Below are 20,929 nucleotides of genomic sequence, written 5' to 3' on the forward strand. Positions count from 1 at the left end.
ATGAGCAAAGCCCCCGCCGCCGTGGCCGAACAGTTGCCCAAGCCCGCCGAACTGGCGGAACTGGAGGCCAGCGCCGCAGCCGCCGCGCGCCTGATGAAGCTGATGGCCAGCGAGCAGCGGCTGATCATCCTGTGCAAGCTGGGCGAAGGCGAATGCTCGGTGGGTCAGCTCGCCGAACATGTGGGCCTGGCCCAGTCCGCCGCCTCCCAGCACCTGGCCAAGCTGCGCGCCGAGGGCGTGGTGGGGACGCGGCGCGACGGCCAGACCATCTATTACCGCCTGACCGATCCGGCGGCGGCGCGGGTCATCGACACGCTCTGCGACATCTATCGCGGCAAGACCAGAGGCTAGAGCGGGCGCCGGGCGACCAGGTCGATGAGCGCCGACGGACCGCTGTGGCCGGCGCCCTCCTCGATCGTCGCCTCATAGGCCTGGAGGCTCAGGATCTCGAAGTCGGAGAAGGCCTCGGCCAGCAGCGCCTCGGTGTACAGGTTCTCCTCCGCCCTCGGGCCGCCCGTGCCATAGGCGATCTGTTCGGGACGGTAGCCTTCCAGCAGGAGCAGGCCGCCGGGCTTGAGCGCGGTCTTCATGTTGTCGAACAGCCGCGCCCGCAGCGGCGGATCGGCGAACTGGATGAAGATGGCGGCCACCAGGTCGAAGCGATCGGCGGGCCAGCTCCAGGCGGAGAGGTCGGCGATCTCGAAGGCGAGTTCGACTCCCCTGCGCGCCGCCAGGCGCCGCGCCTTGTCCTGGGCCACGCGGGAGGCGTCGATCGAAAGAACGTCCAGGCCCTGCTCGGCCAGCCAGACGCCGTTGCGGCCTTCGCCGTCCGCCACGGCCAGGGCGGTCATGCCCGGGCGCAGGCGGTCGGACTGCCGGGCGAGAAAGGCGTTCGGCGCCTCGCCGAACAGGTAGGCCTCGCCCTGATAGCGTTCGTCCCAGAAACCGCTCGTCATCCCGTCAATCCCTTCCACGCCACGTAGGCGGCCACGACCAGGACAAGGCTGGCGAACAGTCGCCGCGCCATCAACTGGCGTTGCGCCAAGAGGCCGGCGAGCTTCAGGCCGACGGCGCCGCCCGCCGCGCCGCCCAGGACGAACAGCCCGGCCACCGGCCAGACGACGAGGCCGGAGATCGCATAATTGGCCGAGGTCGCCGCGCCGAACAGGGCCACCGACAGCAGCGAAGAGGCCGCCGCATTGGCCAGAGTCATGCCTGTGGCGGCCATCAGGCCGGGCACGATGAGAAAGCCGCCGCCGATGCCGAAGAACCCTGCGGCGAAGCCGGTGATCAGGCTGATCGGGGCCAGGCGCAGGGTCAGACGCCAGCTGATATGGACGTGGGGATCGCCGGCGTCGCGCGGCCGGCGCATCATCGAGACGGCGATCGCCGCCATGGCCAGGGCGAAAAAGGCGAGCAGGGCCTGGCCGTCCACCTGCTTGGCGAGGCTGGAACCGGCCAGCGTCCCGGCCAGGCCCGCGGCGGCGAAGACGCTGGCGCAGGGCCACTTTACGCGCCCGCCCCGCGCATGGCCGGCCAGGTTGATGGCGGCGTTGACGGCGACCGCCGCCGCCGAGGTGCCGATGGCCAGATGGGTGTCGCCGAGACCCACCACATAGAGCAGGGCCGGCGTGGCGAGCACCGACCCGCCGCCGCCGAAGACCGCCAGCAGCAGGCCCACGACAGCGCCGCTCAACACCGCCAGGATCGCGACCGCGGGGTCTAGAGCCATGGCTCGCTCCGTCCGGACCCGCGCCGGTCCATGACCTCGGCCAGGGTCTCCAGAAGCCGCATCACGTCGGGGTCGGCGATCCGGTAGAAGATGGTCTGGGCCCTGCGGCGGGGCGCCACCAGGTGATCGGCCCGCAGCCGCGCCAGGTGCTGCGACAGGGCCGAGGGCGAAAGCCCCACAGCGGCGGCCAGCTCGCCCACCGAACGTTCCCCGCTCCGCAGGACGCAGAGGATCTGCAGCCGGCGCTCGTTGGCGAGCAGGCGCAGCAGATCGGCCGCGCCGGCGGCGCGACGGGCCAGGTCCTCCAGCGGCGGTGCGTCGTGCATGAGGAAATTATATGTACGATTGCTAATTTAGCAAGTTTGCATATATTGGGGCCGAAAGGAGCCTCCCATGTCCGTCCAGCAGCACGCCTTCTTCCACGAACCGACCTCGACGGTGACCTATCTGGTCTGGGACGAGGCGACCGGTCAGGCGGCGGTGATCGACCCGGCGCTCGATTTCGACGCCCGCTCAGGCAAGCTGGCCGCCGCCTCGGCCGACGCCATCCTCGCCTTCGCCGCCGAACGGGGCCTGAAGATCGTCTACGTCCTCGAGACCCATGCCCATGCCGACCACCTGTCGGCGGCCGACCATATCCGCCGCGCCACAGGCGCCGCCGTGGTGATCGGCGACCAGATCACGCGGGTCCAGAGCCACTTCGCCAAGGTCTTCGCCGCCGCCGACGTCGTTCCGGACGGTTCGGCCTTCGACCGGCTGGCCGCCGACGGAGACCGTCTGCCGCTGGGCGAGAGCGAGATCATCGTCCTCCACACGCCCGGGCACACGCCGGCCTGCGTCACCTATCTCATCGATGGCGCGGCCTATGTGGGCGACACCCTCTTCATGCCCGACTACGGCACCGCCCGGACCGACTTTCCCGGCGGGGACGCCGCCACCCTCTACCGTTCGATCCGCCGGATCCTCGACCTGCCGCCGGAGACGAAGATCTTCGTCGGCCACGACTATCTGAGCGGCGATCGGACGACCTATGCCTGGGAGACCACCGTCGCCGAGGAGCGGGCGGGCAACGTCCATGTCCGCGACGGGATCGGCGAGGCCGAGTTCGTGCGGCGGCGGCAGGCGCGCGACGCCACCCTGCCCGCCCCCAACCTGCTGCTGCCTTCGCTTCAGGTGAACATCCGGGGCGGCCGGCTGCCCCCGGCGGAGGATGGACGCGTGTTCCTTAAACTGCCCGTCTCGTAAGGGCGGGCGGCCGCCTATTCCTCGCCTGTCGCCGTCTGACGTTCGCCATCGTGCAGGAGCAGGCTGACGGCTTCGGTGCGGTTGCGCGCCCCTGCGGCGCTGAGGATGGCCTGGACGTGCAGCTTCACCGTCGCCACCGAGATGCCGAGGAGCTTGGCGATCTCCTTGTTGGTGCGGCCGCGCTGCATCTGTTCGAGCACCTCGCGCTGCCGCTTGGACAGCCGTTCCAGGGGCCCGCGGGCGCCGAGTTCGCCCGGCTCCGCCTCGTCGAAACAGGGGAAGTACTCCCCGCCCGCCAGAACCAGGCGCAGGGCTGCGGCCATCAGCTCCGGTTGGGAGGTCTTCGGCAGCAAGGCCTTGAACCCGAGCGCGAAGGCCATGCGGGCGACCACCGTGTCGGGCGCGGGCGTCGTCACCAGCCGGCGGGCGGCGGGCGTGGACAAGGACTGGGTCAGCACCGACTGGGGCGCCGCGCCATGGGGCAGGTCCACCACGAGCAGATCATAGGGCCGCCCGTCGCGCGGCAGCTCATCGGCAGTGGTCGCGAGCACGGGGACGACTTCGAATTCGCGGCGGATCAGCTCGGCAAGGGCTTCTCGGCAGAGTGGCTGGTCACTCGACACCGCTATTTTAAGTTCAGCCACCCGCCCGACCCGTGGTTCGCCAATATCGGCGTTCAATGTAAATCCATGTCCCTAGTAAGGGCATTGATCTGGACCGTCACCTAGCCGAGCGGCCAGGGTCGATTAGCCGCCACCCGGCCCTTTCCCGGCCTTCGCGACAGCCGCTGATCCGCCGTCCTGGCCATGAGGGGGAGTTTCTACCTGCGTCCGAACCCCTGAAGTTTGAGACAGGTCACTTTGTGGGGGAGTTGGGATGGCGACTGCGGCGGCGCCTTCGCCTTCGGCGGAAATCTTGAGACGCCACGGTCTGGAAGATGTGCTGGTCAGCGACTTCCTGAGGTCGCCCTTCGCCTTCATGGTTCTGGAATTCGACGAGCGCCTGGAGTTCGTCTCCGGCGCCTGCGTCCTTCCGAAAGAGGGGGCGGGCCCCGCCCCCTGCGCCGCCGGCCTGCCGCTCCGGCGCCTGTTGAGCCCCAGCGACTACGAGGTCGCCGCGCCCCTGATCGAGGACGCCCTGGCGGGGCGGGCCGGCGGCCTGCGGATGGAGTTCGGCGAAGGCGACGCACGCCGCGCCCTGAAGCTGGGTTTCCTCTCCCGCCGCCGGGCCGACGCCCTGGCCGGGCTCGTCCTGACCGTGGAGGACGTCACCGCCCGCACGGCGGTCATGGCGCGGATGAAGGCGCTGGAAGACCGGCTGTCGGCCATCCTGACGTGCGCGGCCGACGCGGTGGTCGTCATCGACACCAGCGGGATGATCGAGGACGCGAACGCCGCAGCGGCGCTCCTGACCGGCTGGGACGCCGAAGAGCTGGTCGGGCGCCCCGTCGTCCAGCTGATGGACGAACCCTATCGCAGCGCCCACCAGGGCCGGATCGAAAGCTACATGGACACCGGACGGTCGGGCATCCTCAACGTCGCCCCGCGGGTCCTGCCTCTGCTGCACAAGAGCGGACGCACCGTCCCCATCGAACTGTCCGTCGGCGAGGCCTTCATCGCCGGCGAACGCAAGTTCATCGGTGTCTGCCGCGACATCAGCGCGAGGCTTCAGAAGGACGAGGCGCTGCGCGCCGCCAATGCGGAGCTGCGGGGGAAGATCGCCGAGCTGGAACGGCTGAGCGCCAGCCTCGAGGCCCAGAAGCGTGCGCTTCAGGAACTGGCCCAGGAGAACGCCCAGGCCCGCGTGCAGGCCGAGGCCGCCAATCACGCCAAGTCGCGCTTCGTCGCCACCATGAGCCACGAGCTGCGCACGCCGCTGAACGGCATACTGGCGGTGGCCGACGCCCTGTCGCGGCGAGACCTGGCCGACGCCGACCAGGAACTGGTCGAGATCATCCGCTCCTCCGGCCGGGGACTGCTTTCCATTCTCAACGAAGTGCTCGACCTGGCCCGGGTGGAGTCGGGCGCCCTGAGGATCGAGCCCTCGACCTTCTCGCCGCGCGAGGTTCTCGACGACGTGGCCGAGGTCTGGCGGTTCGCCGCCGAGGCCAAGGGAATCGCGCTCAAGGTTTCCGGCGCGCGTCTCCCCGACCAGGTGGTGGGCGACGCCAAGCGACTGCGGCAGGTGCTCTCCAATCTGGTCAACAACGCCATCAAGTTCACCGACCGCGGCGAGGTCCGGCTGTCGGCGCGTCCCCTGCCGCGCAGCGAGGTGCTGCGTTTCGAGGTCTCCGACAGCGGGCCGGGCATCGAACCCCAGGATCGCGAGCGCCTGTTCGAACCCTTCGTGCAGGCCGACTCCGAACGCACCCGCAAGCACGGCGGCACGGGGCTGGGCCTGGCGATCTGCCGCGAGATCGTCAGCCTGATGGGCGGCCGCATCTGGGCGCAGAGCGCCGAGGGCGGCGGGGCCTGCATCGTGGTCGAGATCCCCTTCCCCCGGGCGGGACGGACCGCGACCGCGGCGACCGCGCCCGCCGCGCCGGCCGCCGCCAGCCTCCCGACAGCCGACGATCCCCTGGTGCTGGTCGCCGAAGACCATCCGCTGAACCGGCTGGTGGCCTCCATCATCCTCGAGGAGGCGGGCGTGCGCTTCGAATTCGCCGAGGACGGCGAGGCGGCGGTGGAGGCGGTCAGGAGCGGCCGCTTCGACCTCGTCCTGATGGACGTGAACATGCCGCGCATGGACGGGCTGGAAGCCACCCGCCGGATCCGCCAGCTGGAAGGCCGCGCCGCCAGCGTGCCGATCGTCGCGGTGACGGCGAACGCCTCGCCCGAGGAACAGGAGATCTGCCGCAAGGCCGGCATGGACGAGTTCGTCTCCAAGCCGATCGCGGCCGAGGAACTGCTCCAGACCCTGGCCCGGCGCCTCACGAAGCGCTGAAGGGCGCAGGCCGCGCCGAACCGGCGACCGCATGACCGCGTTCCCAGCCCATGGCGCGAAAAGTACCGGGCTTCAGCGGTCCGTGGCGGGACTCCGCACGCCTGGCCGTGCAGTCGGCGGCGGCGGCGGCGGCCACCTGGTTCGTCATGCAGCGGCTGGAACTGCCGCACACCTCCTGGGCGGTGATCTCGGCCCTCTTCGTCGTCCAGCCCAGCCTGGACGGCACCTTCACCGCCGCCCTCGGCCGCATCGCCGGCACTGTGGTGGGCACGGTGGTCGGCCTGGCCACCGTCATCCTCTTCGGCGGACACGATCTGACCGCCCTGCGGCTGGTCCTGGCCGCCCTCGGCGTCAACGCCGTCTCCCACTTCCGGCCGAACATGAGCTACGGCGTCGTCGCCGCCTCGGTGATCGCGCTGGAGGCCGACCCGCAGGTGGTGGGCGGCGCGGCCGAGCGGGCCGTCGCCATCATGCTGGGGGCGGTTCTGGGCGCCGCGGCGGCGGTCGCCGTCTGGCCCGACAGCGCGCGCGCCCGCGCCAACAGAAGCCTGCGCGAGGCCCTGGCCACCTGCCGCGATCTGCTGGGCGAAAGCCTGCAGGCCGCATTGGGCCAGGAGAGCCAGGATCGCGCCGCCATCCGCGACCGCTTCCTCGTCCAGCTGCGCGAGGCGCGGCAGGCCGCCGCCAGCGTCCGCCTGGGCAAGCGGAAACGGCCGTCGCTGACGGAGGCCGTCGAGGGGGTGGAGCGCCTGTGGCACGCGCTGGTGCTCATCCAGCGGGCCCTGGAGCACGAGCCGTCGCGCGGCATGACGACCCAGTCGGAGCTCGGCCGGTCCGTCGACGACGCCCGGACCGCGGCCTGCGCCTATCTGTCGGCGATCGAGGCGCACGGCTCGGGCGAGACGGTTCGCGAGCCGGCCCGGCGGCTGGTGGCGGCGGTCGACAGCGCCCAGGAGACGGCCCGCAAGACGGCCGAACACACACCTGGCGAGGCCGCCGCCATCGAGGCCCTGGTCTTCGGCCTGGGCGAGGTCCGCCGGAGCCTCGACGACCTTCAGCCGATCTGGACCCGCGGCTGAGGCCTCAGGCCTGGTTGACCGTGTTGGTCTTCAGGATGGCCGCGCCCTCGGCGGACAGGTCCTTGCGCGTTTCGGCGAGCGAGAGGGGTCCGGCGAGGGTGGCGTTCACCGCCTCCATACCGTCCGGTCGCGATCCCCGGGCCAGGAGGTAGCGCAGGGAGATCCGCTCGTGATCGGCGGCGTCGGGCTGGGTGCCGTGCAGGGTGCAGGCATGCCACATGGCCGCATAGCCCGCCGGCCCGGTCAGGACGAGCTGGTCGACCTTCGCCTCGCCGCCGCGGCCGTCGCGATAGGTCCAGGCCTCGGGCCCGGCGCGCTCCAGTTCGTGCGGGAAGATGGTGCCGCCGAACCGGTGGCTGCCCTTCAGGAGGAACAGCGGGGCGTCCAGGCGTGTGACCGGGTGCAGATAGACATAGAGGGTCAGGAAGTCCGCCGGACGATCCTTGTAGTCGATCAGGTCCTGGTGGAAGTCGATGCCGTAGAAATAGGTCACGTCGCGGTACTCGGGCCGCACATAGGCGCCGAGATTGTTCACCGGATTGCCCAGGATCCGCTGGCGAAGCCACGCCGGCACCGAGGCCTGGGGCACGCCGCAGACGATCTTCTTGTTCAGGATCTCGTAGTCGTCGCCCAGGAGCGCGCTGACCGCCTCGACGATGTGCGGCGCCCTCTCCACGAAGCCGAGCCGATCCTCGAACCGCTCCAGCAGGTTGCGCCCGGGCCGCGGATTGACCCCGGTGTACTGCGGGTGGGCGTCGAACTCCGCCTCGGTCAGGAACAGCCGGTGGTCGAAGTCGCGGTCGGCGCGGATCTCCGCCAGCAGGTCGGCGGCGGCCTTCGGATCGACCCGTTCGTCGAAGACGTGGGCGCCGTCGACGATGAAGTCGTCGATGGCGGGATGGACGGTGGGAGCAGTCATCGCGGCGGCGGTCATGGGGTCGGCCCAACTCTCAGCCCTGGTGTCGAACCAGAGTCGCACCGGTTTGGTTAACGGCGTCTTCCCCGCCCGACCACGGCCTGACGCCGCGCCTCCGGGATCGCCCCACATTGCCCGCGCCGTCGCGCCGCCCTAGCCTCCGCCCGAAAGCAGAGAACGGGTTTGCGCCATGATCGAAGCGGTCAAGTACGGGTTCGCCAACTACGCCAGGTTCGACGGCCGCACCGACCGGGCGACCTTCTGGTGGTGGGTGCTGGCGGTGGTCCTCGCCTTCCTCGCCGCCACCATCCTCGATGGCGGCCTCGCGAATGGGCGGATGGAGCCCTTCAGCACGCTTCTCGTCCTGGTCATCTTCCTCCCGCACCTGGCCATGGGCGTGCGGCGGCTGCACGACATCAACCGCACCGGATGGTGGGTGCTGGCGGGCCTGATCCCGTTCTTCGGCACGCTCCTTCTCCTCTTCTTTTACGTCCAGCCCAGCCATCCTGCGGGCGAGCGCTTTGATCCGCCAGGTCCCGCGCCCATGCCGCCTGAGCCTCCGCCGGCCGCCTGAAGCGCCGCGCCATGGCCCGCGATGCCGGTCTCGAAGCCCTGGTGCGCGAGCATCTGGACGAGGCGCTGGGCGGCGCCTCGGGCCTGTCCGAAAAGCCCATGTTCGGCGGCCTCGCCTGGATGCTGGACGGCCACCTGCTCTGCGGCGCCAGCGACCGCGGCTTGATGGCCCGCCTGGGCAAGGGTCAGGACGCCTGGGCGCTCGCCCATCCGCAGATCGAGCCCCTGCGCGCCGGCCGTCCCCTGCCCGGCTGGATCATCGCCGCCGAAGACGCCTGGTCCGACGACGCCCTGCGCGCGCGCCTGCTGGACGCCGCGCTCGCCTTTGTGCGAGGGCTGCCGGCGAAGAGGCCTGATCTGGCTTGACCATTCGCAGGCTTGCGTTCTCTATTTGTCCACGACTGACGCGGTCAACCGAGGGCGCTGATGCTGCAGATCCTCCCCCACGCGCGGGGCGAAGTCATCGAATACGATGTGACGCCGCTCTACGATGGCGAGGCGTCGCCTCCCGCTCACGTGGTGATGACGGCGACGGGAACGCGGGAAGCCCCCGCCGGCGTCGTCATACAGGCGCCGAGGACAAAGCCGAAGTGAGCATCGAAGCCCTCCGGAAGGTCGCCCCGCCGCCCGCCATCCCCATCGCGCCCTTCATGGGCTCTTGGGGGCCTCTCGAGCTTCAGCTCAGGAGCAAGCTTCCGGAGGACTACAAGAGCCTGGTGCGCCTCTATGGCCTGGGCTCCTTCCTCGACTTCTTCTTTTTCTATCTGCCCCAAGGCCGAAACCGCTATGTGCGGTTGGAGGCCGAGATCTCCGTCGTCTGCAAGATCTTCGCGAACGACGATTCTCTCCCCTATCCGGTCTGGCCAAACCCGGGCGGGCTCTTGCCCGTGGGCCGCACCGACAATGGCGACTACATCTTTTGGCTGACGGAGGGCGAGCCGGCGGATTGGCGGGTGGTGGTGTGGGACCGGGGCCTGATCCTCGACGCCTGCGAGACGTTCGACTGCGACCTCACGACCTTCATCGCGGGCGTCATCACGGGGGAAATCCGCCCGACCGCCTTTCCCGAGGACCTGCTGCCCTACGAGCCGCCGTTCACCCCCCTCGCAGCCGACCCGCCGGACGATGAGGAGCCGGGCTGGCCCGCATCCAGCGCCTATGGTCCCGTTCGGCTCAAGATCCTCACGCCAGATGGGCGGGCCGACAGCGGCCCAACGTCCGACGACGCTTGAAGCCTTCGCCGGGCGGCGCGATGACTGGTGCGCCGCAAAGCGCGGCTGTCGCCGGGAGGGAAGGCATGTTCAACCACATCATGGTCGGATCGAACGACATCGAACGGTCCAAGCGCTTCTACGACGCCGTGCTGGGCGTGCTGGGGGCGGGCGAGCCGATCCGCAACGAAGCGCCCACCGGCCACATGCGGCTCTTCTACCGCCACGACGGCTCCACCTTCTGCGTCAGCGAGCCGATCAATGATGAGCCGGCCACCTGCGCCAACGGCGCCACCATCGGCTTCAAGTGCGCCTCGCCCGAGCAGGTGAAGGAATTCCACGACGTGGCCGTGGCCCATGGCGGCGTCTCCATCGAGGACCCGCCCGGCCTGCGCCAGGGCGGCCTGGGCGCCCTCCACCTCGCCTATGTCCGCGACCCCGACGGCAACAAGCTCTGCGCCCTGCACCGGCCGTAGGGGCATGTTCGCGTGCTCCGCGGTCGGGGCGACCTCAATGGGATAGCTCTCGGAGAGATCGCGCCCCGCCAGGACGTTGTCAGCCCAGTCCTGCGCAATCGCGCAATAGAGCTGCAACGCGAGGGCGGGCGTCGGCGTGTCGTCGGTTTCGAAATGCATGGGCGGGAGATCGCCGACGACGGCCCACCGCTCCGTATCCTCAGGCTTTCTCGGGCGGTCGAAGCGCACGAGGAAGAGGCCCAGGATCGGCGCCACGCCGAACGCGAGCACGACCTCCGAGATCGGCGCGTGCGCATCCCGATCCACGAAGGCCCAGGCCCGAGCCCCAAGGGCCTCGAGCCCCTCGACCTCCTCCGGACTCGTGTAGTCGATGTCGAGGCCCACGGGGAATTGCGATCAGTCGACCAGCATGTCCGCCTCATAGCTTAGGTGCGGACGAAGCGGAAGAACAAATTGCGAACAAACGCCACGTCTGCGATGGTGTGAATCTCTTCAGAACAATTTCGGTCTCTCTCGCCGATGCATGGCGTCTCTCCCCATCCGGGCCTCTTTGGCGGGCAGGTGGTCATCGCAGTCACTTCGTGGGACTGGAACCTGCGCGTAGGCGCGCCGCCAGCCCGGGGCCTCTCGGGCGTGTCGGAACCAATGCGAGACCGCGATTTTGCGCTGGCCGGGCGCGTCTGCGCGCCGGAAGCCGCGTGCGGCAAGACCTTCAAGGCGCGCCTAACTCCCTTCGGCCCGAAGGTCCGCTTTGGCCGAAAGGGTCAACAAGCCCTGGGGGAGATAAGGATATCCCCCGCGGGCGCTGAGGATGAGATCCAGGCGGTCTTGATGCTGCCGGAAGCCGCGATCGCCACGACGGCCCTTTCGCTGACGTCGCATTGGCGATTCCTGCAGGTGCATACCCGGAACGAGACATCCGACAGCGCCGAGGTGAAGGCCTATTTCTTCCAGAGGGAGATGCCCTCCGCCTTTTCGGACCGAACCGATGCTGGCTAGCGCGCGGCAGGAATTCGTCGTTGAGCTGCTTTCGGTCGACGGAGGGCTTAGCCTGCTGCCCAGCCCTCCGGGAATGCCAAAGCCGCACCGCTTCCAGGGCGGCCTGATCTATTCCCGGATGTTGAACGTGGAGGGCCGCCTGGTCTCTCCCGAGCCGCTGGCCGGCCGCCGGATCCGCCTGTGGATATCGCCGCTGGAGCGCCAGCCGCTGTGGCGGCGCCGGGCGCCCGAGATCGGCTACATCTGCGACCGCGCGGGCGACCTCCCTGGCGGGGGGCTGGAGGCGGGGATCCACATCCCGGAAGACGACTGGCTGACGAGTCTCCACTGCCTGACGACCATCTGGCGCAGCCTCAGACTTGCGGGAATCGATGGTGACGGGCGGCAGATGCGGCTGGCGGAGTACGCCTTCTCGTCAGCCTCTAGCCTGATGCTCCCGACCCCAACGGCCGGCTCAGTTTCGCAGAGTTAACCTCGGCGCCGCCGAGGCGGCTCTTGGGCGGTTCCGCGAAGACCGAACGGGGATCGAGCAGCCCCCGGACTACTCTGCCTGGAGAGGAGCGCCCCCTTCTTAGCCCGAAGCTTCCAGTCATTTGTTCGTGTTTTGTTCTCGACGTTAGACGTATCAGGCGCCATAGTGACGCTGGCCCTAGTTGGGGCGTGAGTTCGCATTCCCTCACCAAGTACGCATTGCTGAAGGAGCGGCCGTTTTCGGCCGATGATGAGCCATGGGCGAAAGCTTAGAGCAGTTTTTGAACCGGCAACGCCGGAAGGCGAAACGTGCGGCCCTAGACATAACGGCTGCCGCCCAAGAAGCTCGGCGCACTGCGATGGGCGTTGCTCAGTCCGTCGCAAGCCGATCCCCCGAGGAGCTTTTGCGCCAAGGCGAGCAGCTTCTGCGGCATACTCAAAGTCGGGCCACTGAAGCGGCGACAAACGTCCAACGAGAAATCAAGCGACAAGTCACCGCTGTAAAGAGTGGTATCGAACAGAATCCGCAGTTGCGGTCCGTCGCCACCGACGCGACCCGCACGGCGGGCAACGTGGCCGGCGTCGTTCGGGGTGGACTACACGCCGTCCAAGGACTGGCGGACGGTGCGATCTTCCTCACACGATACGCGAACCCGCTAGATCCCTATTTGAGCCCGCCAGGACAGTCGGCGCGCGACGCGGTCGAGCAGGCAGGCGTCTCAGTGGCTCGCTACATGATCGATGGCGCTATGCACCCTCAGAAGGTGGTGGATGACGTGACGTCCTTTGCACGGCAATTGCGGGCCGACGTCGATCCTCGTGCAACGCCGACGGCCCCCACCTTCGAAGGCGAACTGCAGCGGCAGTTCGATATCGGGCAAAACCAAGGGGAGTTGATGTTCGACGTGGGATCGCTCGCAATCGGAGGCCCTCTGGCGAAGACGGTGAAGGGCGTGAGCCGTGTCTCCAATGTCGGTAACGTCGAGCACTACCTCGCCATGGGATTGAAACCTCGCCAGGCTGCACGCTTTGCAGAACCCTATCTTAATGGAATGGGGCACCACTTCTTTCCCAGGAAACTCAAACTGCCGGCGGCATTTAGCGAGAGCGTTTTCAACGTTCTTAGGCCCGCCGAGATCAGCCGCGGTGATTTCTATAAGCTACACTTTCAAGTCGATCCGTCGTATCACGGAGGGCCGATATTTCGAGGCGAGAAGGGGTGGAGCGGGAAGGCGTTGGGCTGGAAAAAGTACGGGCCTCTCGGCCGTCTCTGGCATGGCAGCCCGGCGCCCTTGAAGGCGCGGGTCGGGGGGCTCGGCGCTACGGCCGGAAATCTGATGTATTCGCCCGAAGATGAAGGCATCGATCCATGAGACTGCGACCTGAGATTCAGTTCTGCTCCGGCTTCCCGGATGACTCTGTCGAGGATGACACCGACTTCGTCGTCTGGCCGGGGCGGAACATCGCCGAGGCGCTGAAAGCCGGCCTCGAGCAGAAGGGCTATCGTGTTTCCGAACCGATCGATGCGCAAGAACACGGATGGGAGCTCGACATCTGGCGCGGACAGAAGCGCCTCTGGGCCCAGGTCAGCGTCATCGATTCCGAGGAAAACTACCTCATCACTCAGAATATGACCTTCTTCCTCTGGCCGGACCGAAAGCTCTTTCGTCAGTTTCTACTCGACCTGCAGGAAGTCATTCAGGCCGAACCCCGCTTCCGCAATGTGAAATGGTTCGAAAAGGGGGGAATATCCGCCGATTCCCCGCCCGCTGATGGGCCTGTCGCCGATTGAACCCGACCGGTTCGTGCTGACGGTAGGGCCAGGGCGAGAGAACGGGGGTGGCCGCCATACCGGCGCCAGTAGCCTATCCGATAGGGCTGGCGGTGAGAGAGGGATTCGAACCCTCGATAGGCTTTCACCTATACACGCGTTCCAGGCGTGCGCCTTCAACCACTCGGCCACCTCACCTCACGTCGCAAAGGGCCAGGCCCCCGCGGCGGAAGGGCGTCTATATAGCGAGGCGGGGGGCGGGGGCAAGCCGCGCGGCGCACGACGCCTGCGGCGCCTTTGTCGCGCCCCTTCGCGGACGGCCTCAGGCGTCCTATCTCTTAAACCAAAGCCCTGTGGCCGCGCGGTTGCGCGCCGGCCGCGCCAGCCCGAGAGGTCGCCCATGTTCTTCCGCAAGCCCGCCGAACTGCCCACGGCCGAGACGGCTCTGCCCGGCAGGGCCGATCCGATCCCCACGGCCGACACCCATTTCGTCAACGGCCGGCCCCTGCACGGCCCCTATCCGGAGGGGCTGGAGACGGCGGTCTTCGCCATGGGCTGCTTCTGGGGCGTGGAGCGGGTCTTCTGGCAGCTGCCGGGCGTCTATGTGACGGCGGTCGGCTATGTGAACGGCCTGACGCCCAACCCGACCTATGAGGAGGTGTGCAGCGGCCGCACCGGCCACACCGAGGCGGTGCTGTTGGTCTATGACCCGCGCGTGGTCACCTACGAGCAGCTACTCAAGGTCTTCTGGGAGAACCACGACCCGACCCAGGGCATGCGCCAGGGGAACGACATCGGCACCCAGTACCGCTCGGGCGTCTATGTGGAGAACGACGCCCAGGCCCAGGCCGCCGTCGCCTCCAAGCAGGCCTATGAGCAGGCTCTGTCGGAGAAGGGCCTGGGCCCCATCACCACCGAGATCGTCGAGGCCGGTCCCTTCTATTTCGCCGAGGCCTACCACCAGCAGTACCTGGCCAAGAATCCCGGCGGCTATTGCGGCATCGGCGGCACGGGCGTGACCTGCCCCATCGGGACCGGCGTCGAGGCGTGACCCCGGAGGCGATCGAGGCCTGCGCTCTGGCCCTGCCGGGCGCGACCCTATCGGTCCAGTGGGGCGACGACCACGTCTTCAAGGTGGGCGGCAAGATGTTCGCAGTGCTGGGTTCTGCCGGCGGGCTGTCGTTCAAGGCGAGCGACCTGGCCTTCGAGGTGCTGACAGAAGGCGGCCCGGCCCGGCCGGCGCCCTATCTGGCGCGGGCGAAGTGGGTGCGGTTCGACGACCTCGACAGCCTCGATCCCGACGAGGTCGCCGATTGGCTCGCCACCGCCCACGGCCTGGTCGCCGCCAAGCTGACGCGGGCCCAGCGGCGCGAGATCGGGCTGGCGTGAGCCTCAGATCTCCGCCGGCGGCTTGGCGACGGGCTCGGGCGGCGGCAGGTCCTCCAGGATCTGCCGCAGGTCGGCGATGGCGACCGCCGCCTTGGACCGCCGCTGGCGCCAGACCAGCAGAAGGACGGCGCTGATCGTGGCGGCGATGAAGGCCGTGGCGCCGAAGATCCAGCTCGCGGCGGCCAGGGCGAAATAATAGCCACGCACCCCGGCGTTGAAGGCCGACAGAGCCGGATTGATCAGCCGGCCCGAAGCCTCGCCATAGGTTTGCAGCACGGCGGCCTCGGCGCTGATCGGCGCGGCCCCGATGACCGCGATGGTGTAGTTCATCTGGCGGATGGCCCAGATGAAGTCGAGCAGACCGCGGGCGAGCGTGAGCAGCACCAGGGCCAGCTGCAGCTCGAAAAGCAGCCGCGAGGAGGTCTTGATGACGATCAGGCTCGAGGCGCTGCGGAAGGCGTCCTCGCCGCCGAACAGCACGCCGGCGGCCGCGGCGATCAGGAGCAGGTTGGACGAGGCGAAGAAGGAGGCCGAGTTGATGGTGTGGCCCAGAAGCTGGCCGTCCATGAACTTGTTCTCGCGCACGGCCATGTTGCGCATCCAGGCGACCCGGATCACCCCCATGTCGAGATTGATCATGTGCCGCCGGCCGAGCGCGGCCTTCACCAGCGGTTCGTAGGCCAGCCAGGCGATCGCGAAGAGCGCCAGGGCGACGGTGTCCAGCGTCGAGAGCCGCAGGGCGTCCATAGCGCCTCAGTCCTCCAGGATCAGGCTACGCTTGCGGCTGTCGCCGAGCAGGATGGAGACCACCAGGGCCACGCCCATGATGGCCGAGACATAGATGTAGAAGGCGCTCTCGATCCCCTGGCCCTTGAACCACAGAGCCACGGCCTCGGCCGTGCCGCCGAAGACGGCGTTGGCGGTCGCATAGGGCAGGGCCACCCCGAGGGCGCGGACATGGGCCGGGAAGAGCTCGGCCTTGGTCACGGCGCTGACCGAGGTGTAGCCGGTCAGGATGACGATCAGCAGGGTCATCAGGCCGAAGGCGACAAGCGCGTCCGTCGTCCCGGCCATCAGCGTCATGACCGGATAGGTCAGGACCATGCCCGCCCCGAAGGTCAGGGCGAGATTGGTCCGCCGCCCCCACTTGTCCGACAGCCAGCCGAACAGCGGCAGCAGGAAGAGATAGACCACCAGCGCGCCGGCGGTGATCGAGGTCGCCGTGTCCTTGGCGAAGCCGGCCGTGTTGACCAGGAACTTCTGCATGTAGGTCGTGTAGGCGTAGAAGGCGAGCGAGCCGCCCGAGGTCAGCAGGAAGATGGCCGCCGTCTCCCACGGATGGTGCAGGAACAGCATCATGGTCTTGCCGCGCTCGGCCCCGGCCGCCTGGGCGTTGGTGAAGGAGACGCTCTCCTCCAGGCCGCGCCGGATCCAGAAGACCACCACGGCCAGCAGTCCGCCGATGAAGAAGGGGATGCGCCAGCCCCAGCTTTCCAGGGCCTCCGTCGGCATGAGGTTCTGCAGGATGATGAGCACCAGCAGGGCCAGCAGCTGTCCCGAGATCAGCGTCACGAACTGGAAGCTGGACCAGAAGCCGCGCCTGTTCTTCCCCGCCATCTCCGACAGGTAGGTGGCGCTGGCCCCGTACTCGCCACCCACCGACAGCCCCTGAAGCAGGCGGGCGAGGAGCAGCACGATGGGCGCGCCCACGCCGATCATGGCGTAGTCAGGGGTGATGGCGATGACGAAGGAGCCGGCGCACATCATGGCCACCGACAGGGACAGCGCCGCGCGCCGCCCCGCCCGGTCGGCATAGAGTCCCATCAGCCAGGCGCCCACGGGCCTGGCCAGGAAGCCGATGGCGAAGACCGCGGCCGCCTGAAGCAGCTGCGCCGTCTGGTCGCCGTCCGGGAAGAAGTGCTTGGCGAAATAGAGGGCGAAGGAGGAGTAGGCGAACCAGTCGTACCACTCCACCAGATTGCCGGCCGAACCGCCGGCGATCGCCTTCAGCCTCTGGACAGGCGTGAGCCCCGTGGCCAGCAGTCCCGCCGGCGCCTGTGCGTCTGCGCCCGTCTCGGTCGCCGTCATGCCTCTCCCCCCGCAAGACTTGTGCTTTGGCGGGGGATGCTAGGGAGGTGCGGCCCGAAGCGAAAGCCCCGCGAGCGCCGGCGCAGCCGCCCTATATCTGGCCGAGCAGGACCAGGATCAGCACGATCACCAGGACGAGGCCCAGGCCGCCCGAGGGAAAGTAGCCCCAGCTGCGGCTGTAGCCCCAGGTCGGCAGGGCGCCGATCAGGGCCAGGATCAGGATGATCAGAAGGATGGTGCCAAGCGTCATGTCCGCTCTCCGTCAGAGCGGACCACGACGGCCGCTCGCGTCGCAGCAGAACGACGGCGCACGGCTCAGGTTCCGGCGGCGGGCGCCCGGACCGGGCGGCGCCTATTCGGCGGCGTCGGCCGTGTGGAGGTGGGAGTCGCGCTCCTTCACGCCCAGCGCGTAGAGCCCGCCGATGAAGGCGCCCTTGATCCTGGGCAGCATCCAGAGCGTCGCCAGAGCCAGCGGCGCCAGGGTGGCGGGCACGACGAGCCAGACCGGCGCCTCCCAGATGAAGGGGAAGAGCAGAAGCGGCGCCACGATCAGGTGGCCCACGATGAGGATGGTGAAATAGGCCGGGCCGTCGTCGGCCGGGTACTGGGCCAGGTCATGACCGCACTCGTGACAGGCCGGTTCGACCTTCAGGTAGCGCCAGAAGAGAGCGCCCTTGCCGCAGTGGGGGCAACGGCCGGCGAGGCCGCGCTTGAGGGCGGTGAACAGGCTCGGACGGGGTTCGGACATGGCGCTCATATGCGGCCTCCGGCGAGGCAGGAAAAGGGCGGCGCGCCGTCGCAGCGAGTAAACCCGCCTCGGCCCGGCCAGGTTGCGCGCCCGGCGGTCGGCTTCCGCGGCCGGCGCCTCGTGGCCGCCCGCGGAAGCGCAGATGGAAGCCTCAGCGCTTCACGTCCTCGGCGGTGTTCTTCACCGCCTGGCCGGCGGCCTCGACATCGCGGCCGAGGCCCGCGACCGTGTTGCAGGCCGACACCATCAGGGCGGCCGCGGCGGCGGCCAGGATCATCACCTTGCGCATGGATCGTCGATTCTCCGGAGAACCGGGCCCCATGGCCCGGCTTGCGGCGCGATCTAAGCCGGCGCCCCAGGAGGGATCAATGGAGAAGGCGGCCGGCTTCAGCCGGCGCTGTCGTCCACCACTTCGGCGTCCGGCGCGTTCTTCTTGATCGACTCGATCATGTTCTTGGCGCTCGATTTCGAGGCGTAGCCCTCGGAGGAGAACATGACCTCGCCGTTGGACGCCCGGAACCGCACCCGGAATTCGCCCGCCTTGTCCTTGAAGATCTCGAACTTGTAGGCCATCGCACCCTCCCTCGGCGGTTTGTCGGATAGCCGACTCTCGCCAAAGGACCGCCGGAGATCAAGCTTGCCCGGCCAGGCCCTCCAGCCGGGCGCGGATGCGGCGCACGTGGCTGCCGGGCCAGTAGAGGCGGCCGCAGACCGGGCAGGTCCGGAACGGCCCGGACCCGGACCGCGCTTCGGCCGGCATTCGCGATCTCTCCTGCGCATCGGCGGCGCGGAGCTCGGCATTGTCCATGGCGCAGCGCGTGAACGGCGCCGCCAGCCAGTCGACTTCGACCGCGGCGGAGAGGCTCCGCGCCTGATCGAGGACGCCGTCGCCCTCGATGCGGACGCCGTCGGGATGCGCCGCCTGCGCCAGTTCGCGGTCGCGGGTGAGCAGGAGGCGTCCCTCCGCCTTCGCCTGGGTCAGCAGATCGGCGTCCGGCGCCCCGCCGCCCGCCAGGGCGGTGTCGTGGCCCGCCGAGCGCAGCAGACGGGCCAGCCGGGTCAGCATCTCGTCGCACAGGAAGCGCATCTTCCCCCTAACGCGCCCCGCCGGGTTTGGCCCGTTCGCCGTCCGGCGCCATTCTTCGGTCTCGCCCCGGGCTGGAGCCGCCGGAGGCGCCGACAACAAGGGCTCCGGGGAGGATCACCACCATGCCAAGCCTCGTCCACCTGCCGCCAGACGCGCCAGCCGAAGAGATGACCGCCGCTCTGGACCGCGACGGCGCCCTCGTCGTCGACGATGTGCTGAACGCAAGCCAGGTCGCCGCGCTCAAGGCCGAGCTCGCGCCGTTCGTCGAGGCCACGGCGCCCGGCCAGGACGGTTTCACCGGCTTTCGAACCACGCGCACCGGCGCATTGGCGGCCCGCTCGCCGGCCTGCCGTCCGCTGATCCTCGATCCCCGCGTCCAGGCCCTCTGCGCCCATCTGCTCAAGCCCAACTGCGAACGCTGGCAGCTGCACCTCACCCAGCTCATCCGCATCATGCCCGGCCAGGGCGCCCAACCCATCCACCGCGACCGCTGGGCCTGGGGGGCGCATCTCAAGGGGCTGGAGCCGCAGCTCAACACCATCTGGGCGGTGACCGACTTCACCGAGGCCAACGGCGCCACACAGGTCATCCCGGGTTCCCAGGCCTGGCCCGACGACCGCCGCGCCGAGCCCCACGAGATCGCGCGGGCGACGATGAAGGCGGGCTCCGTGCTGGTCTATACGGGCAGCGTCTTCCACGGCGGCGGGGCGAACGACAGCGACGGCGACCGCTGGGGCCTGAACATCACCTATGCGCTCGGCTGGCTGCGGCAGGAGGAGAACCAGTATCTGTCCTGTCCGCCGGAGATCGCCCGCACCTTGTCGCCCGAGCTCCAGTCCCTGCTGGGCTACGATCTTGGCGGCTATGCGCTGGGCTACTACACCCCGCCCCTGCCGCCCGGCCAAGGTCCGGAGCTCGTCTCGCCGGCCCATGCGCTGACGGGGGAAGCCAGCGGCTCGCGATTCGGCTCGGGCGAGGACCTGGCGGCGCTCAGCTCCCAGTTGCGGGCGGGCTGATCCGGCGCGGGAACGGCGGGGGCTCGGGGCCGTTCGGCTGGTGACATCAGCACGAAAGGAGCCCCCATGGCCGACCCCGCCGAACTCGAAGCCAAGTTCTGGAAGGCGCTTAAATCGGACCGCACGATCATGCTCGGCCTGACGGGCGTGGAGGAGGGCCACAGCCAGCCCATGACCGCCCAGATCGAGGGCGACGAGGGCGGCCCGATCTGGATCTTCAGCGCCAAGGGGGTGGACCTGGTCCAGGCGGCGGGGACCGGCCACCGCGCCATGGCGCACTTCGCCTCGAAGGACCATGACCTGTTCGCGACCATTCACGGCCGCCTCGTCCCGGACAACGACCGCGACGCGATCGAGCGTCTCTGGAACCCCTTCGTCGCGGCCTGGTACGAGGGCGGCAAGGACGACCCGAAGCTTCAGCTCCTGCGATTCGAGCCCGAGCGCGCGCAGATCTGGCTGAACGAGCACAGCCTGTTCGCCGGCGTGAAGGTGCTGATGGGCCGCGACCCCAAGAAGGACTACCAGGACAAGGTCGGCGAAGTCCGTCTCGACTAGGCTTGAGATCGGCGGCCCCGGGCGCTGACTAGGGGCCGCAGTTCCACTGGCCGGGAATGGTCCGGCTCGCCCCGTCGGCGCGCTGATAGGTCAGCGTCGCCGGCCGCGGCGGGGATTCGCCGCCGCCGACGGGCTCGCCCGTGACCTCGATCACCACGGTCTTGCCGCGGCCTGCGAAGCTTGTTCCCCCCAGCATGCCGTCGAAGCCGCCGGGCGCGGCGACGCGCTCCACATAGTCGCCGACCTTCACCACGCCCACGGCCGGATCGGACGAGGCGACGTTCCCGCGCGCGAGCAGCAGGGCTTCATCCCCGCTCGTGATGAAGCTGCAGGCGAGTTCGCCCGGCAGGGTCTCGGCCTCGATGTCCTCGGACGTGAGGGCGTTCAGCACGATCTCCGATCCATCCCCGCCGACGGTTTCGCCCGCCGCCGCCGGAGCGGCCGCGGGCGCGGCCGGCGATGCAGCCGGCGCGGCTGGCGCTGGGACATCCGGCGGCGAGGCCGGTTCGGAGCAGGCCGCGAGCGCCAGGGCGGCGATCAGCGGCAGGACGGCAGAGGCGCGAAGGGAGGTCATCACCACACAGGCTGGAGCTGGCCGATTGGTTCCGGCGGAGCGGCCATTGTACTCGA

The 20,929-nt window shown here is 69.0% G+C and carries 30 protein-coding genes and 1 tRNA gene; 17 read left to right on the plus strand and 14 right to left on the minus strand.

Features of this window, described 5'->3' with window-relative positions; genetic code table 11:
- Positions 1 to 351 carry a helix-turn-helix transcriptional regulator gene (locus tag H2041_RS05330; protein WP_293410266.1) on the plus strand — a complete coding sequence of 117 codons (351 nt, stop codon included), beginning with the start codon at positions 1 to 3 and terminating at the stop codon, positions 349 to 351.
- Here the strand turns inward: H2041_RS05330 and H2041_RS05335 are convergent.
- Genes H2041_RS05335 through H2041_RS05345 form a run of 3 tightly spaced genes read right to left on the minus strand, consistent with a single transcriptional unit; the run spans position 348 to position 2,058 of the window.
- Entirely contained in the window at positions 348 to 956 is a 609-nt protein-coding gene (locus H2041_RS05335; RefSeq protein ID WP_293410269.1) for a cyclopropane-fatty-acyl-phospholipid synthase family protein, read from the minus strand. The genes H2041_RS05330 and H2041_RS05335 overlap by 4 nt on opposite strands.
- Positions 953 to 1,732 carry a sulfite exporter TauE/SafE family protein gene (locus H2041_RS05340; protein WP_293410271.1) on the minus strand — a complete coding sequence of 260 codons (780 nt, stop codon included), beginning with the start codon at positions 1,730 to 1,732 and terminating at the stop codon, positions 953 to 955. Before H2041_RS05340 ends, H2041_RS05335 begins: the two co-directional genes overlap by 4 nt.
- Positions 1,723 to 2,058, minus strand: coding sequence for a metalloregulator ArsR/SmtB family transcription factor (locus tag H2041_RS05345; protein WP_293410274.1), 336 nt, complete (start codon positions 2,056 to 2,058; stop codon positions 1,723 to 1,725). The genes H2041_RS05340 and H2041_RS05345 overlap by 10 nt, the downstream gene beginning before the upstream one ends.
- Positions 2,059 to 2,125: 67 nt before the next feature.
- Between H2041_RS05345 and H2041_RS05350 the strand changes: the two genes are divergently transcribed.
- Positions 2,126 to 2,977, plus strand: coding sequence for an MBL fold metallo-hydrolase (locus tag H2041_RS05350; protein WP_293410276.1), 852 nt, complete (start codon positions 2,126 to 2,128; stop codon positions 2,975 to 2,977).
- Positions 2,978 to 2,991: 14 nt separating this feature from the next.
- On the opposite strand, the gene H2041_RS05355 is transcribed toward H2041_RS05350, so the two are convergent.
- On the minus strand, positions 2,992 to 3,528 hold the full coding sequence (locus H2041_RS05355) for a response regulator transcription factor (RefSeq protein ID WP_293410278.1): 537 nt from the start codon (positions 3,526 to 3,528) through the stop codon (positions 2,992 to 2,994).
- Positions 3,529 to 3,892: 364 nt separating this feature from the next.
- Here H2041_RS05355 and H2041_RS05360 point away from each other — a divergent pair, with 364 nt between their 5' ends.
- Together H2041_RS05360 and H2041_RS05365 are read left to right on the plus strand one after the other, a co-directional pair.
- Entirely contained in the window at positions 3,893 to 5,920 is a 2,028-nt protein-coding gene (locus H2041_RS05360; protein ID WP_293410282.1) for an ATP-binding protein, read from the plus strand.
- Between the two features lie 50 nt (positions 5,921 to 5,970).
- A complete protein-coding gene (locus H2041_RS05365; protein WP_293410285.1) occupies positions 5,971 to 6,999 on the plus strand; it encodes an FUSC family protein in 1,029 nt (342 codons plus the stop codon).
- Positions 7,000 to 7,003: 4 nt separating this feature from the next.
- On the opposite strand, the gene H2041_RS05370 is transcribed toward H2041_RS05365, so the two are convergent.
- Positions 7,004 to 7,933, minus strand: coding sequence for a hypothetical protein (locus H2041_RS05370; protein WP_293410286.1), 930 nt, complete (start codon positions 7,931 to 7,933; stop codon positions 7,004 to 7,006).
- Positions 7,934 to 8,105: 172 nt separating this feature from the next.
- Here H2041_RS05370 and H2041_RS05375 point away from each other — a divergent pair, with 172 nt between their 5' ends.
- The 9 genes from H2041_RS05375 (at position 8,106) to H2041_RS05415 (ending at position 13,437) form a co-directional block, all read left to right on the plus strand.
- Entirely contained in the window at positions 8,106 to 8,489 is a 384-nt protein-coding gene (locus H2041_RS05375) for a DUF805 domain-containing protein (RefSeq protein ID WP_293410289.1), read from the plus strand.
- A gap of 11 nt (positions 8,490 to 8,500) precedes the next feature.
- The gene (locus H2041_RS05380; RefSeq protein WP_293410292.1) at positions 8,501 to 8,854 is read left to right on the plus strand and encodes a TfoX/Sxy family protein; all 354 of its coding nucleotides are present in this window, start codon (positions 8,501 to 8,503) and stop codon (positions 8,852 to 8,854) included.
- Between the two features lie 60 nt (positions 8,855 to 8,914).
- Positions 8,915 to 9,082 (plus strand): hypothetical protein, encoded by a 168-nt coding sequence (locus H2041_RS05385; RefSeq protein WP_293410294.1) that lies wholly within the window; start codon positions 8,915 to 8,917, stop codon positions 9,080 to 9,082.
- A complete protein-coding gene (locus tag H2041_RS05390; RefSeq protein WP_293410297.1) occupies positions 9,079 to 9,720 on the plus strand; it encodes an SMI1/KNR4 family protein in 642 nt (213 codons plus the stop codon). Before H2041_RS05385 ends, H2041_RS05390 begins: the two co-directional genes overlap by 4 nt.
- Positions 9,721 to 9,785: 65 nt before the next feature.
- Entirely contained in the window at positions 9,786 to 10,175 is a 390-nt protein-coding gene (locus H2041_RS05395) for a VOC family protein (RefSeq protein ID WP_293410299.1), read from the plus strand.
- A 645-nt stretch (positions 10,176 to 10,820) separates the two neighbouring features.
- On the plus strand, positions 10,821 to 11,174 hold the full coding sequence (locus tag H2041_RS05400) for a hypothetical protein (protein WP_293410301.1): 354 nt from the start codon (positions 10,821 to 10,823) through the stop codon (positions 11,172 to 11,174).
- A gap of 73 nt (positions 11,175 to 11,247) precedes the next feature.
- Positions 11,248 to 11,646 (plus strand): hypothetical protein, encoded by a 399-nt coding sequence (locus tag H2041_RS05405; protein ID WP_293410304.1) that lies wholly within the window; start codon positions 11,248 to 11,250, stop codon positions 11,644 to 11,646.
- Between the two features lie 256 nt (positions 11,647 to 11,902).
- On the plus strand, positions 11,903 to 13,018 hold the full coding sequence (locus H2041_RS05410) for a hypothetical protein (protein ID WP_293410306.1): 1,116 nt from the start codon (positions 11,903 to 11,905) through the stop codon (positions 13,016 to 13,018).
- Positions 13,015 to 13,437: a hypothetical protein gene (locus H2041_RS05415; protein WP_293410308.1), complete on the plus strand. Its 423-nt coding sequence runs from the start codon at positions 13,015 to 13,017 to the stop codon at positions 13,435 to 13,437. Before H2041_RS05410 ends, H2041_RS05415 begins: the two co-directional genes overlap by 4 nt.
- Positions 13,438 to 13,524: 87 nt before the next feature.
- Here H2041_RS05415 and H2041_RS05420 read toward each other — a convergent pair.
- Positions 13,525 to 13,614: transfer RNA gene (locus H2041_RS05420), tRNA-Ser, on the minus strand.
- Between the two features lie 202 nt (positions 13,615 to 13,816).
- On the opposite strand from H2041_RS05420, the gene msrA reads away from it, so the two are divergent.
- Positions 13,817 to 14,467 (plus strand): peptide-methionine (S)-S-oxide reductase MsrA, encoded by a 651-nt coding sequence (msrA, locus tag H2041_RS05425; RefSeq protein WP_293410311.1) that lies wholly within the window; start codon positions 13,817 to 13,819, stop codon positions 14,465 to 14,467.
- On the plus strand, positions 14,464 to 14,805 hold the full coding sequence (locus tag H2041_RS05430) for an MmcQ/YjbR family DNA-binding protein (RefSeq protein ID WP_293410314.1): 342 nt from the start codon (positions 14,464 to 14,466) through the stop codon (positions 14,803 to 14,805). Before msrA ends, H2041_RS05430 begins: the two co-directional genes overlap by 4 nt.
- Positions 14,806 to 14,808: 3 nt before the next feature.
- Here H2041_RS05430 and H2041_RS05435 read toward each other — a convergent pair whose 3' ends face one another.
- The 7 genes from H2041_RS05435 to H2041_RS05465 form a co-directional block, all read right to left on the minus strand.
- Positions 14,809 to 15,552, minus strand: a complete 744-nt coding sequence (locus H2041_RS05435) for a DUF599 family protein (protein ID WP_293410316.1) — start codon at positions 15,550 to 15,552, stop codon at positions 14,809 to 14,811.
- A 6-nt stretch (positions 15,553 to 15,558) separates the two neighbouring features.
- Entirely contained in the window at positions 15,559 to 16,893 is a 1,335-nt protein-coding gene (locus H2041_RS05440) for an MFS transporter (RefSeq protein ID WP_293410318.1), read from the minus strand.
- Positions 16,894 to 16,984: 91 nt separating this feature from the next.
- The gene (locus H2041_RS05445) at positions 16,985 to 17,143 is read right to left on the minus strand and encodes a DUF3309 family protein (protein ID WP_293410321.1); all 159 of its coding nucleotides are present in this window, start codon (positions 17,141 to 17,143) and stop codon (positions 16,985 to 16,987) included.
- A gap of 102 nt (positions 17,144 to 17,245) precedes the next feature.
- Complete coding sequence (locus H2041_RS05450) at positions 17,246 to 17,650, minus strand: DUF983 domain-containing protein (RefSeq protein WP_293410324.1); 405 nt, start codon at positions 17,648 to 17,650, stop codon at positions 17,246 to 17,248.
- Positions 17,651 to 17,792: 142 nt separating this feature from the next.
- Entirely contained in the window at positions 17,793 to 17,930 is a 138-nt protein-coding gene (locus H2041_RS05455) for an entericidin A/B family lipoprotein (protein WP_293410326.1), read from the minus strand.
- A 98-nt stretch (positions 17,931 to 18,028) separates the two neighbouring features.
- Complete coding sequence (locus H2041_RS05460; RefSeq protein WP_293410328.1) at positions 18,029 to 18,214, minus strand: YegP family protein; 186 nt, start codon at positions 18,212 to 18,214, stop codon at positions 18,029 to 18,031.
- 58 nt (positions 18,215 to 18,272) lie between these two features.
- Entirely contained in the window at positions 18,273 to 18,728 is a 456-nt protein-coding gene (locus H2041_RS05465) for a DUF5615 family PIN-like protein (protein WP_293410331.1), read from the minus strand.
- A 122-nt stretch (positions 18,729 to 18,850) separates the two neighbouring features.
- On the opposite strand from H2041_RS05465, the gene H2041_RS05470 reads away from it, so the two are divergent.
- Both H2041_RS05470 and H2041_RS05475 read left to right on the plus strand, forming a co-directional pair.
- Positions 18,851 to 19,744 (plus strand): phytanoyl-CoA dioxygenase family protein, encoded by an 894-nt coding sequence (locus H2041_RS05470; protein ID WP_293410333.1) that lies wholly within the window; start codon positions 18,851 to 18,853, stop codon positions 19,742 to 19,744.
- A 66-nt stretch (positions 19,745 to 19,810) separates the two neighbouring features.
- Positions 19,811 to 20,299, plus strand: coding sequence for a pyridoxamine 5'-phosphate oxidase family protein (locus H2041_RS05475; RefSeq protein ID WP_293410335.1), 489 nt, complete (start codon positions 19,811 to 19,813; stop codon positions 20,297 to 20,299).
- A gap of 28 nt (positions 20,300 to 20,327) precedes the next feature.
- Here the strand turns inward: H2041_RS05475 and H2041_RS05480 are convergent, their stop codons facing one another.
- The gene (locus tag H2041_RS05480; protein ID WP_293410337.1) at positions 20,328 to 20,873 is read right to left on the minus strand and encodes a hypothetical protein; all 546 of its coding nucleotides are present in this window, start codon (positions 20,871 to 20,873) and stop codon (positions 20,328 to 20,330) included.
- Positions 20,874 to 20,929 lie beyond the last annotated feature (56 nt).

Origin of the sequence: Phenylobacterium sp., assembly GCF_013911965.1 — a bacterium.
GTDB lineage: Bacteria > Pseudomonadota > Alphaproteobacteria > Caulobacterales > Caulobacteraceae > Phenylobacterium.

What these genes read in the sequence shown, in the direction of transcription:
- H2041_RS05330 (WP_293410266.1), top strand. Translation starts at nt 1, where the DNA reads ATGAGCAAAGCCCCCGCCGCCGTGGCCGAACAGTTGCCCAAGCCCGCC.
- H2041_RS05335 (WP_293410269.1), bottom strand. Translation starts at nt 956, where the DNA reads ATGACGAGCGGTTTCTGGGACGAACGCTATCAGGGCGAGGCCTACCTG.
- H2041_RS05340 (WP_293410271.1), bottom strand. Translation starts at nt 1,732, where the DNA reads ATGGCTCTAGACCCCGCGGTCGCGATCCTGGCGGTGTTGAGCGGCGCT.
- H2041_RS05345 (WP_293410274.1), bottom strand. Translation starts at nt 2,058, where the DNA reads ATGCACGACGCACCGCCGCTGGAGGACCTGGCCCGTCGCGCCGCCGGC.
- H2041_RS05350 (WP_293410276.1), top strand. Translation starts at nt 2,126, where the DNA reads ATGTCCGTCCAGCAGCACGCCTTCTTCCACGAACCGACCTCGACGGTG.
- H2041_RS05365 (WP_293410285.1), top strand. Translation starts at nt 5,971, where the DNA reads ATGGCGCGAAAAGTACCGGGCTTCAGCGGTCCGTGGCGGGACTCCGCA.
- H2041_RS05370 (WP_293410286.1), bottom strand. Translation starts at nt 7,933, where the DNA reads ATGACCGCCGCCGCGATGACTGCTCCCACCGTCCATCCCGCCATCGAC.
- H2041_RS05375 (WP_293410289.1), top strand. Translation starts at nt 8,106, where the DNA reads ATGATCGAAGCGGTCAAGTACGGGTTCGCCAACTACGCCAGGTTCGAC.
- H2041_RS05380 (WP_293410292.1), top strand. Translation starts at nt 8,501, where the DNA reads ATGGCCCGCGATGCCGGTCTCGAAGCCCTGGTGCGCGAGCATCTGGAC.
- H2041_RS05385 (WP_293410294.1), top strand. Translation starts at nt 8,915, where the DNA reads ATGCTGCAGATCCTCCCCCACGCGCGGGGCGAAGTCATCGAATACGAT.
- H2041_RS05395 (WP_293410299.1), top strand. Translation starts at nt 9,786, where the DNA reads ATGTTCAACCACATCATGGTCGGATCGAACGACATCGAACGGTCCAAG.
- H2041_RS05400 (WP_293410301.1), top strand. Translation starts at nt 10,821, where the DNA reads ATGCGAGACCGCGATTTTGCGCTGGCCGGGCGCGTCTGCGCGCCGGAA.
- H2041_RS05405 (WP_293410304.1), top strand. Translation starts at nt 11,248, where the DNA reads ATGCCAAAGCCGCACCGCTTCCAGGGCGGCCTGATCTATTCCCGGATG.
- H2041_RS05410 (WP_293410306.1), top strand. Translation starts at nt 11,903, where the DNA reads ATGGGCGAAAGCTTAGAGCAGTTTTTGAACCGGCAACGCCGGAAGGCG.
- H2041_RS05415 (WP_293410308.1), top strand. Translation starts at nt 13,015, where the DNA reads ATGAGACTGCGACCTGAGATTCAGTTCTGCTCCGGCTTCCCGGATGAC.
- msrA (WP_293410311.1), top strand. Translation starts at nt 13,817, where the DNA reads ATGTTCTTCCGCAAGCCCGCCGAACTGCCCACGGCCGAGACGGCTCTG.
- H2041_RS05435 (WP_293410316.1), bottom strand. Translation starts at nt 15,552, where the DNA reads ATGGACGCCCTGCGGCTCTCGACGCTGGACACCGTCGCCCTGGCGCTC.
- H2041_RS05440 (WP_293410318.1), bottom strand. Translation starts at nt 16,893, where the DNA reads ATGACGGCGACCGAGACGGGCGCAGACGCACAGGCGCCGGCGGGACTG.
- H2041_RS05445 (WP_293410321.1), bottom strand. Translation starts at nt 17,143, where the DNA reads ATGACGCTTGGCACCATCCTTCTGATCATCCTGATCCTGGCCCTGATC.
- H2041_RS05450 (WP_293410324.1), bottom strand. Translation starts at nt 17,650, where the DNA reads ATGAGCGCCATGTCCGAACCCCGTCCGAGCCTGTTCACCGCCCTCAAG.
- H2041_RS05455 (WP_293410326.1), bottom strand. Translation starts at nt 17,930, where the DNA reads ATGCGCAAGGTGATGATCCTGGCCGCCGCCGCGGCCGCCCTGATGGTG.
- H2041_RS05460 (WP_293410328.1), bottom strand. Translation starts at nt 18,214, where the DNA reads ATGGCCTACAAGTTCGAGATCTTCAAGGACAAGGCGGGCGAATTCCGG.
- H2041_RS05465 (WP_293410331.1), bottom strand. Translation starts at nt 18,728, where the DNA reads ATGCGCTTCCTGTGCGACGAGATGCTGACCCGGCTGGCCCGTCTGCTG.
- H2041_RS05470 (WP_293410333.1), top strand. Translation starts at nt 18,851, where the DNA reads ATGCCAAGCCTCGTCCACCTGCCGCCAGACGCGCCAGCCGAAGAGATG.
- H2041_RS05475 (WP_293410335.1), top strand. Translation starts at nt 19,811, where the DNA reads ATGGCCGACCCCGCCGAACTCGAAGCCAAGTTCTGGAAGGCGCTTAAA.
- H2041_RS05480 (WP_293410337.1), bottom strand. Translation starts at nt 20,873, where the DNA reads ATGACCTCCCTTCGCGCCTCTGCCGTCCTGCCGCTGATCGCCGCCCTG.